General features: G+C 33.8%; 7 protein-coding genes and 1 pseudogene. 5 read left to right on the top strand and 3 right to left on the bottom strand.

All coding sequences use genetic code 11. The features are described 5' to 3' along the window. Positions 1–415: DUF4183 domain-containing protein (locus tag ACYVEC_RS30385; RefSeq protein ID WP_460509560.1), on the top strand; the 415-nt coding region annotated here is incomplete at its 5' end. Between the two features lie 61 nt (positions 416–476). On the opposite strand, the pseudogene ACYVEC_RS30380 reads toward ACYVEC_RS30385, so the two are convergent. Then, positions 477–766: pseudogene (locus ACYVEC_RS30380) on the bottom strand (DUF4183 domain-containing protein). A gap of 429 nt (positions 767–1,195) precedes the next feature. On the opposite strand from ACYVEC_RS30380, the gene ACYVEC_RS30375 reads away from it, so the two are divergent. Next, complete coding sequence (locus ACYVEC_RS30375; protein ID WP_098556595.1) at positions 1,196–2,431, top strand: exosporium glycoprotein BclB-related protein; 1,236 nt, start codon at positions 1,196–1,198, stop codon at positions 2,429–2,431. A 642-nt stretch (positions 2,432–3,073) separates the two neighbouring features. On the opposite strand, the gene ACYVEC_RS30370 is transcribed toward ACYVEC_RS30375, so the two are convergent. Continuing rightward, complete coding sequence (locus ACYVEC_RS30370) at positions 3,074–3,706, bottom strand: cupin domain-containing protein (protein WP_063223846.1); 633 nt, start codon at positions 3,704–3,706, stop codon at positions 3,074–3,076. A 249-nt stretch (positions 3,707–3,955) separates the two neighbouring features. Beyond that, positions 3,956–5,344, bottom strand: a complete 1,389-nt coding sequence (locus tag ACYVEC_RS30365) for an HD domain-containing protein (protein ID WP_199678230.1) — start codon at positions 5,342–5,344, stop codon at positions 3,956–3,958. A gap of 204 nt (positions 5,345–5,548) precedes the next feature. Between ACYVEC_RS30365 and ACYVEC_RS30360 the strand changes: the two genes are divergently transcribed. The 3 genes from ACYVEC_RS30360 (at position 5,549) to ACYVEC_RS30350 (ending at position 8,103) form a co-directional block, all read left to right on the top strand. Further along, positions 5,549–5,866: a luciferase domain-containing protein gene (locus ACYVEC_RS30360; protein WP_063223849.1), complete on the top strand. Its 318-nt coding sequence runs from the start codon at positions 5,549–5,551 to the stop codon at positions 5,864–5,866. 79 nt (positions 5,867–5,945) lie between these two features. Further along, positions 5,946–7,256 (top strand): phytoene desaturase family protein, encoded by a 1,311-nt coding sequence (locus ACYVEC_RS30355; RefSeq protein ID WP_199678228.1) that lies wholly within the window; start codon positions 5,946–5,948, stop codon positions 7,254–7,256. Continuing rightward, a complete protein-coding gene (locus ACYVEC_RS30350) occupies positions 7,234–8,103 on the top strand; it encodes a sigma-70 family RNA polymerase sigma factor (RefSeq protein WP_098556616.1) in 870 nt (289 codons plus the stop codon). The genes ACYVEC_RS30355 and ACYVEC_RS30350 overlap by 23 nt, the downstream gene beginning before the upstream one ends. The last annotated feature ends 13 nt before the right edge of the window (positions 8,104–8,116 follow it).

Below are 8,116 nucleotides of genomic sequence, written 5' to 3'. Positions count from 1 at the left end.
ACCAACGGGAGTAACAGGGGTAACAGGACCAACGGGAGTAACAGGGGTAACAGGACCAACGGGAGTAACAGGGGTAACAGGACCAACGGGAGTAACAGGGGTAACAGGACCAACGGGAGTAACAGGATCAACAGGCCCAACTGGAGTTATTGGCCCCATAACAACAACTAACTTATTATTTTACACTTTTTCCGATGGAGAGAAACTTATATATACAGATTCAGATGGGATAGCTCAATATGGTACAACTCACATACTATCTCCTGATGAGGTTTCGTATATTAATTTGTTTATTAATGGAATACTTCAACCACAACCATTATATCAGGTTAGTACTGGTCAGCTAACTTTATTGGATGATCAACCACCATTGCAAGGTTCTTCAATTATTTTGCAATTTATCATTATTAATTAAAAAAGACAGATTCTTAAATAAAAAGAATCTGTCTTTTTGTTCTACACTAAATTAGTTAAAACTAAGTGACGATAAATTCGATTGTAATTGGAATTCCGCCGTCTAATGCATCTCCGCCTGGAATTGTAATAGCGTCAGTAGGTCCAGTAGTAACGCTGGAGTTCACACTAGGTTGAAGAATGCCGTTTACATATAAGTTGTAATACGTAAAAGTCGGAAAAGCAGTTGAGTAGTACCAGCATCGTTTAAACAAGCTGTAGCAGCAATTGCAAAAGCTGCACCAGTTCCGGTTCCAGCTCCTAGTGTAGATGTGAATCTTCTGGATGCCATAAATGGTTGAATAATTGGCAATTAATTTTCACTCCCTAAATTATTTTTTGAACAAAGTATGGGATAACTTGTCCAATATATTGTATGAAAGTTTTGGATAATAGAAACGGCTTCATGATAATAGAGGGAACACAATTTTAGTAAAGGTATTGTTGTTACTTGGTGATTATATGCTAATGCTTAGTTTTTATACTCAAGTTAAAATGTGCTTTTGGACCTAAGAGATAAACGTGGAAAAATAAAATAAACTTTTAAGTTTAGGTGTTTAATCTAAGCAGTCAATTATTAAAAACATATAATTAATATGTGAGTCATGAACATAATTAAATAATGTTTTAAAGTTTAATTATCATTCATGTTTCCTATTTTAAGTAAATTAAATCTATACACAATTTTATAGTTCTTATAATAGGAAAATACTCAAATATAAGAAAGGTAAGGAGGAAATAAATGAAACATAATGATTGTTTTGGTCATAACAACTGCAATCCGATAGTTTTTTCAGCAGATTGTTGTAAAAATCCACAGACAGTTCCTATTACTAGCCAACAATTAAGTCAATTAATTACTTTACTAAATTCATTAATATCAGCTATTGCAGCATTTTTTGCAAATCCAAGTGATGCGAATAGATTAGCGTTACTCAATTTATTTAATCAATTTTTAATTTTCTTAAATTCCTTAATACCTTCTCCAGAAGGTAATTTTTTGAAACAATTAACTCAAAGTATTCTAGTTTTATTACAATCTCCAGTACCTAATTTAGGACAATTGTCAACATTATTGCAACAATTTTATAACGCCCTTGCAGAATTTTTCTTCGCTTTAAATCTTATCCCTGTATCCTGCGACTCAAATATCGATCCTGCAACTTTACAAGTTCTTTTTGGTTTATTAATTCAATTAATTAATGCTACTCCAGGAGCAACAGGTCCAACAGGTCCAACGGGAGCAACAGGTCCTGGAGGTGGAGCAACAGGCCCAACAGGCCCAACAGGTCCTGGAGGTGGCGCGACAGGTCCAACGGGAGCAACAGGCCTAACAGGAGCAACAGGTCCAACGGGAGCAACAGGTCCAACAGGTCCAACAGGTCCAACGGGAGACACAGGTCTAGCAGGAGCTACGGGCCCAACAGGTCCAACGGGAGACACAGGCCCGACTGGAGCAACAGGTCTAACGGGAGCAACAGGTGGCGGAGCTATTATTCCATTTGCTTCAGGTACAACACCAGCTATATTAGTTAACCTGGTAGCAGGAACTATTGGTACAGGAACTCTCCTTGGATTTGGTTTTAGTCAGCCTGGCGTAGCTTTATTGGGTGGAACCGATATCACATTAGCGGCAGGTATAGGTGATTATGCATTTGTAGCACCACGCGCAGGGACTATTACGTCGTTAGCAGGTTTCTTTAGTGTATTAGGGGGAGTTTCATTAGGAACTACTCAAGTTCAAATCCAAATATTGATTGCACCTGCAGCAAGTAATACGTTTACAGCAGTGGGAGCACCTCTATTATTATCACCAACATTTGCCGGAATAGTGATTGGTGCTACAGCAACAGGAATCGCACCTCTTAATATTCCAGTAGCCGCTGGGGATAAAATACTATTATATGTTTCATTAACAGGAGCTAGTCCAATAGCTACAATTAATGGATTTGTAAGTGCGGGTCTTAATATCGTTTAATTCGTTACAATGTTTTGTGGGAAATTAAACTGGTATTTGTATATAGCCCTTCCCAATAATATTAGGAAGGGCTATATTTTTTTGTGGAAACTAAGTAATAAATCAATTGGGAAATTCTCTTTGTTAAGTTGGTAAAAAGAAAACTTAAATTATGATTTAAATTTTATAGTTTATGGAATAAAAAATATAATTTTAAAATTTTTCTATCAGCAAAAAAGAGATGAATTCTATTTAAAATAGAATTTATCTCTTAAATGTACTGTATTGTAGAGGAGTATATTGTTTAGCGTGCGCGGTGAAATATCATTATCCGAATTAGTAATAAACTATTTATTTTTATTACAGTTACATCCTTTTTTCTTTACATAGCCTTGCTCGGCTAAATCTCTTTGCGATTGGGAATTGGAAGATTGAGAATTTGAAGACTGAGAGGATGTTGATGAACTACTATTTTTATTATGAGAGTAGTTTTTTCGATAGTTATAATTACTCATAGTACTATCACCTCCAATTAAATATATAACTATTATATGTATGTACTCTATTAATTGTTACGATAAAAAATAGGAATGGGGGATATACAATAAAAAATCTCCTACGTATTTTCCGAGGAGATAAATAATTGGCTTTTAATGATATAAATTAATATCCCCAGTAAAGAGGGAAATAATATGAATCTTGATAATATAAATTTTGTTGTGGATTAGGAGGATGAGTTGCTGGGTTTATAGGTCCTCGGTTTTGATTACAGTTTGCTGGAGGACCAATTACTGTAGTGGATTGAATAGGGGATACCGCTTGTTTCCATTGTTGTTCATCGAGACAGTAAGTATGAGCCATCATATTTGTGGGAGTTAATCTTAAAATATCAGAACCAAAAATAACCTCTGGCGTTGGTGCATCAAAAATAGCTAATAAATGGGTATCATCTGCTGTAGCAACTTCATAATGCCACCACGCTTGTGGAATGTTGGCAACTTGCCCCGGTTTTATCGGTAAGTTTAATATTTGATTTGTAAATGGATTAAGTAAAGAAACAACAGCAGATCCTGAAATACAGTAAACAAGTTCAGCTGCATTTTGATGAATATGTGGTTCTACGACATTACTTGAACTTAAATAAATATCTAATAAAGAAGTGTTTTCTAAAGTATTTAATTGTTTCACGCCAAGTACATTTATATAATTTTGGGCATCTTTCTGAAAAAAATTGCTTTTACTTAAATCATAAGTGAAATTAGTCGAGGGGGAGGTATAGTCGATATTGGAAGTCAATTGTATTACCTGCCTTTCTATTAGTAAGTAAGGTTACACAATTAGGATATGTGTCTAGTGTTTATTAGGTGCAGTTGTTGGTATCATAATAAATTTGCCTATTCCATAAAGAATATGGGGTGTATTTCGAGTTTATAATATTGTTAAGAACGGATTTATTAATGTTAGGTTAGGGTTAAAAAAATAGAAATTTATTTCGTATAATATATTTACAGACCAATACTTTTTATAGAGGTATTGGTCTGTTATTTAAGATAGTTTTTGCTGAATAATTAATTGTGCTTTAGCAGTATTGGCATAATTTAGCCACTCTAATGCCAAGTTTTGTTTTAAACCAAAATGGATTTCTATGACGTCAAAATGAGATACCTTTGTTTTAAGTGGAACAGGTATACCATTTATTTTTGCTTTTTTCATGTTATGTGCACTTTTGGGAAATGCAGAGAAAGTAAAATCAATAATTGTAGCACCATTTGGTAAATAAATAGGTTGTAAATCTGAAGTATAAGCCGTTATGGTATTTTCAAATAGTTCATACGATACTAGATTATGGAAAGCGATTGGATCTGTAGTTAATAAATTGTTATTCACAATTGTATCATTCATTATTTTATAAGATATTGCTTGAACATCTACAGTTCCATTATTCAATAAAGAAAAAATACCATTATTTTTTAATGTTTTTGCAAATTTTGTTTGAATAACAATTGTTTGTTCAGTATCATTCATATTGATTTTAGTTTTTAAATTGCTATTAAAATGGTTATTTTCAAGTGCTATATTGTCTTCAAAATAGTTGATAGTTGGTTTGTATAATTGATGTATCATTCCAAGAATTTTATAGCAATCTAGTACACTTGTAGTTGTAATACAAATTTGTGAAACTCCTGATACGTTTTGTACTTCTTGTAATTGTGAGTAAGCGGTATAAATTGGAGGGAACTCATAGCTTATTTCAAATGAAAGGTTAGTATCATAAAAAGAATGAATTCCTTTTCTTAAATCGGTTATATTTTTTTGAAGATGTGGCACATATCCCGTTAATAATTTAAGTACCTTGCTATATCTTTCTTTATGTAAATATTGAAAAGCAAGATTTTCTAATTCATACTGAATTGTATATAATCCTAGTCGCTTTGCAAGTGGTGCAAAAAGCGTTAACGTTTCATTCGCATATGCTACTTGTTTTGCGGTTTTTTTAACATTCAATGTTTTTATATTGTGAAGGCGATCTATAACTTTAATAATGCCCGCACGTATATCTTGTTGAGAGGCTAATAGCAACTTTTTAAAATTAATTGCTTCATATAATGTTTTCTTTTGATCTTGTTGTTTTTTTCCTTTTGTTAATCCATTTACAATATATCGAATAGTTGTACCAAAATACGATTCAATTTCATCTAAAGAATGTTCTGTATCTTCTACAACATCGTGTAATAACGCAGCAATCACTGTTGTAATGTCAGCTTTATAATTTAGCAGTATTTCTGCAATTGCGAAAGGATGAATAATATATGGTTCTCCAGTTTGACGGTATTGTCCATCATGTGCTTGCTCTGCAAATTGTATAGCTTTTTTCAAAAGTTTTAATTCATTAGATTGTAGATAATTCGCCTTTTGTAATAATACCTCGCTCATATAAATCCGTCCCTTAAAATTATTTTTAATAGTAATTCTATATAATAGAATAAATCCCCTTTGAAATTATTTTAATTATGTAAAAAATAAAGGTATTGAGATTAAACTATATTCGTATATCCATTCATACTTTAGATTGATGGAAAAAAGTAATGAACGTGTTAATTTAATATTACATCAATCATTAATAAGGGGTGAAGGTTCATGTCATTTAGTGAAATGATTAGAAATGAAGTGCTCAGCTGGGCGGGTGTTTCTGAAAAACCGCATCGATTTGGTGGTATTGAAATAAATTATGGTAAGAAGGAACTTGGCCATCTTCATGGTGATAAATTAGTTGATTTACCATTTCCGAAGTTAAAGCGAGATGAATTAGTGAACCAAGGATTAGTAAAAGCACATCACGTATTACCTGAATCAGGATGGATAAGTTATTATATAAAGAGTGAAGAGGATATTCCGTTTGCAATTGAATTATTTCGAATGCAATATGATCGAGTACAAAAAAATGAAGTAAAGTAGATTAATAAAAATTAATTTTTATGTCACATCCCTCCTTAATCGTTCGTCTTGTATGTAGAACGATAAGGAGGGATTTATTATGAATACATTTGATGTAGCAATTGTTGGTGGTGGCCTTGCTGGATTAACGGCATCTATATATTTAGCGAAAGCTGGGAGGAAAGTGATTGTGTTAGAAAAGTCCAGTCGCTTTGGTGGTCGAGGGATGACTATAAATAAAAATGGGATCTGTATGAATCTTGGTGCACATGCCTTATATAGAGGAGGAGCAGCATTTTTAACTTTTAATGAGCTCGGTATGAATCTTCCAGGTGGAATACCATCTACAAAAGCACAGGGAATTTGGAAAGGGGATATATTCACTATCCCAACAGATTTTCGCTCTATTGTATCAACACCACTACTTTCGTGGCTTGCAAAAGTACAATTCTCACGTCTTATGATTCGTTTAGGGAATTTAGATGTAGGAGAAGTTCCAAAAATGAGTCTAACTGCATGGGCAGAAAATGAAATAAAAGATCCAATGGTTCGCAATATATTTTATGCACTATGCCGAACAACAACATATACGTTTGCTCCTACAATACAATTAGCATCTTCAGTATTAAAGCAAATACAGCTTTCAGTAAAAGAAGGAGTATTTTATGTAGATGGTGGCTGGGAGACGATTATAACAAAATTAAGAGATATAGCGAATAATGTAGGGGTACAGTTTCTGGCGAATAAGCATGTGTTGGAAATAGAGCATTACGAAGATAAACAAAGAATACATTGTTTTGACAATGAGGTATTTGAAGTAGGTACAGTCATCGTGACGACTACACCGAAAGAAGCTTGTAACATAATAAAAGGTGTAGAAGGAACAAGTTTGTATAGATGGAGTGAACAATCAGTACCGGTTACTGTTGCTGCATTAGATATTGGTTTGAGACGATTACCGAATCCTACACATCAATTTGCATTAGGGTTAGATCAACCAATATTTTTCACGAATCAATCAAGAGCAGCTAAATTAAGTGAAGATGGATCAATTGCAGTGAGTCTAATTAAGTACCATAATCCTGTGCTAGAGATGAATCATATTCATGACGATAAAGAACAGTTAGAAAGCACGATGGAGTTGTTACATCCAAATTGGAAAAGAGAAGTTGTTGCACAGCAGTATTTACCGAAAATAACAGTAGTATATGATTTTCCTCATATTAACCGAGTTGAAACCCCAGGTCCTAATATCCCTGAAATGCCAGGTGTTTACGTTGCAGGTGATTGGGCTGGGCATGATGAAATATTAGCTGATGCTGCAGTAGCAAGCGGGAAACGTGCAGCGTTACACATTTTAAAGCAATACGAAAGTGAGGGTGTTCATCGTGGAAACGGAGCAGTTATATGAAGCGTATCAACCATTATTATTTTCGTTAGCTTACAGAATCCTTGGAAGTGTTATGGATGCTGAGGATATCGTTCAGGATGTATTTATCGCGTTAAATAATATAGAGGATCTTCAGTCTATAGAAAATATGAAAGCATATTTGTGTAAGATGGCGACAAATCGTTCAATTGATAAATTACGTTCGGCAGCGCATAAACGAAACGTGTACGTGGGGATGTGGTTACCAGAGCCACTTGTAGAAGAGAGTGATGAGCCATCAGAGTCATTTGTTATGAAAGAATCCCTTTCCACAGCATATTTATTACTTTTACAACAACTTTCTGAGGTAGAAAGGATTGTTTTCATATTAAGAGAGGTTTTCAGTTATGAGTATGAAGAAATAGCTTCAATTGTTGATAAGAGTAGTGTGAACTGTAGAAAGATCTTTCAACGTGCACGAAAAAGTATATTGGAAAAGCCGAAGCAATCAACATTAAGTACGAAGAAGATGGCTGCTTATGTTGAAAAGTTTGTATCATCATTACAGTGTGGGGATGCGCAAGGCATGTTAGAAGTATTAAAAACAGATGCGATATTGAAAGCAGATGGTGGTGGGAAAGTTACGACTGCGATTCATCCGATTTATTCTGCGGATCGAATTATACGTTTGTTCTTTGGGATTGCGCAACGATTGACAGAAGAGTACACTGTTGATTTCAAATTGGTAAATGGTATGCCAGGAGTTATAGTTACAATAAATAATAAAATAACTTATGTTCTTTCGTTTTCATTTGAGGATGAGAAAATTTCAAATATTTATATGATGGTTAATCCTGAGAAACTTATGCATTTAAATGTGAAAATATAAAAAAGCGCATTTC

The sequence above is a fragment of the Bacillus sp. MN7755 genome (assembly GCF_054771475.1).
This window is presented reverse-complemented; position numbering and strand designations above follow the sequence as displayed.

What these genes read in the sequence shown, in the direction of transcription:
- ACYVEC_RS30360 (WP_063223849.1), top strand. Translation starts at nt 5,549, where the DNA reads ATGTCATTTAGTGAAATGATTAGAAATGAAGTGCTCAGCTGGGCGGGT.
- ACYVEC_RS30375 (WP_098556595.1), top strand. Translation starts at nt 1,196, where the DNA reads ATGAAACATAATGATTGTTTTGGTCATAACAACTGCAATCCGATAGTT.
- ACYVEC_RS30365 (WP_199678230.1), bottom strand. Translation starts at nt 5,344, where the DNA reads ATGAGCGAGGTATTATTACAAAAGGCGAATTATCTACAATCTAATGAA.
- ACYVEC_RS30355 (WP_199678228.1), top strand. Translation starts at nt 5,946, where the DNA reads ATGAATACATTTGATGTAGCAATTGTTGGTGGTGGCCTTGCTGGATTA.